This window comes from Rhizobium sp. L43 (assembly GCF_002531725.1).
GTDB lineage: Bacteria > Pseudomonadota > Alphaproteobacteria > Rhizobiales > Rhizobiaceae > Rhizobium.
Genome location: NZ_NWSQ01000047.1, coordinates 1 through 1,924 on the forward strand (window position 1 = coordinate 1; position 1,924 = coordinate 1,924).

At 57.0% G+C, this 1,924-nt stretch carries 3 protein-coding genes; all 3 read right to left on the reverse strand.

Annotated elements, in window-relative coordinates; translation table 11 throughout:
- Positions 1-937: 937 nt before the first annotated feature.
- Positions 938-1,255: a ferredoxin III, nif-specific gene (gene fdxB / locus CO667_RS32905; RefSeq protein ID WP_097622191.1), complete on the reverse strand. Its 318-nt coding sequence runs from the start codon at positions 1,253-1,255 to the stop codon at positions 938-940.
- Positions 1,252-1,455, reverse strand: coding sequence for a CCE_0567 family metalloprotein (locus CO667_RS32910; protein ID WP_097622192.1), 204 nt, complete (start codon positions 1,453-1,455; stop codon positions 1,252-1,254). Before CO667_RS32910 ends, fdxB begins: the two co-directional genes overlap by 4 nt.
- A gap of 24 nt (positions 1,456-1,479) precedes the next feature.
- The coding region (locus CO667_RS32915) for a NifX-associated nitrogen fixation protein (RefSeq protein WP_097622193.1) at positions 1,480-1,924 on the reverse strand (445 nt) is incomplete at its 5' end.

The window sequence follows — 1,924 nt, forward strand, 5'->3', positions numbered from 1 at the left end:
TGAGTTGGTTGCAAGCTGTGACGTCGGGATTGCCCCTTCCGCCGGCGGACTATGCAGGCCGCTTGGTAGAACGTCGGGCCGATGACGAACCGTCATGTGGCCTCCGTTCCGTTCGTTTCATGAACCGGCATCATGCAGACTGCTTTCTGCCGCTTGTAACCAGGGATCAGCAAACACCATGCCAACTGCTCAGACGCTCCAAGAAGATGATTTTTGTTTATCGATGGGCGGATTGATGGGTATTTGGCGGAGAGACCGGCGAACAAACGTTCTAATCTCGACAATTCGACAATACCGAGGAGACCCGAGAGGGGACGACGGCGGCGGGCGAAGCAGAAGCAACCCCGACGAGCGGGTTGCTTCTAGATAGGTGTCGGGTGCCCGACATTTGCGAGACATGTGGACAGCTGAGATGGGGACAAGCGAATGAGCATGTAATTCAATCGCGCTCAGGATCGTCCTGTGTTGGATCGTATTGAGCCTGCGGGGTGGAAAGTGACGTTGCGGTCCTCGCCGCAAGTGCCTCCGTCAGCCGCGCACTGGTGTTTGCCTTGACGGTCAGCTTGCGCGAGACATTGCGTGCAAGCGCAGTGCCTTCTTTACACCGGCCGTCATCTGGGTAGAAACCGCCGCATCCGCATCCGCGGAACCGGCATGGGACACGAATGTCACGATGTGTGGCGATCCGATCACGGGGCATCAGCCTTGGAAACCGGATAATCGGTTCATCGCCGAGGGCCACGAGACAGCGATCGCCACTTCGCGCTTTTGAAAAAGCTTCACTGAAGAAGCGATGAACTAGCCACCATCGCAACGCTAACTTTGTGGATGGAATGCCACAGGAAGTAACTTCGTTCGTTGGCTTGCGCAGAGTACGAGCAGCAGGAGGCAACAAACGAGATGAAGGCAACAGCGTTCTCCTGATTTGTTCGCAAGATCACGCACTAACCTTATCTGCCGCGACATGGGTCTGACAGTTCTTCGGGCAGACGCGCGCGCAGGCGCCGCAACCAATGCATCGGCCGGCCTGGTCGACAACCATGATCATACGATTGAGCTCGCCATCGAAGTCTTCATCCTCGTCGTCGCAGATGCCGAGGATTCCACCCGCTTCATCGACGCCATAGAGGTGCATGACTTCGCGAGAGCAGACTTTGAAGCATCGGCCACAGCCGATGCAGGTTGCAGCATCGATGCAGGTCAGGTACTCCGGCACCCAGCTGGAGCCGTCGCGCGTGACGAAAGAGCCGGTCATCGTGAATTCTCCAATGCGGCGAGCTCTTCCTTCGCAGCGTTCAACTCGGCGAAGGCGTCGAACGTCTCTCCAGCAATGGTCTTGATCTTAGCCCAATTAATCGGAAGGTCCTCGGCAAGATCGTGCAACGCCATTTTCGCAGTGGCGGCACGTGACTGCAGCTTACGGACCTTCTTCAGCTGCTCCACAATGTTTGGCATGATCTCTTTCCTCGAAAACTGATTTCATGATGCCCGCGCAACGTCGGGATAGGTTTCGATAACTGCAATCGCGTCATCGACCATTTTGTTGCCGACCTCGGCGAGCTTGCCAAGCGTCTCAAAGCCGAACCGGTGGACATCGCGCAGGGTCTTCGACAGAACGACCAACCGTCCAGTCGTGAAAAGCACGCGGCCGAAGCCCTCATGGCCGATCGTCATGATCGGCGATGCCAACAGGCCTGTGCACTCTTCGATCACAAGCCCCACGCAACTGTAAAAATTCTGGAGCCTCCACAGCACATCTGGATCGGGATCGCCTATGATCGGGATCTTACGGCGCTGCTCCTTGGTGAGGATGAAGTCGGCCAGCAGGTCAGCGTCCGATTTGCCCTCCCACGCCCCATGGGCATCCTGAGCGCGGATGAGCCTTATGAGGCATCTGAGAAAAGGGGTGGCGAGATCCCCATCC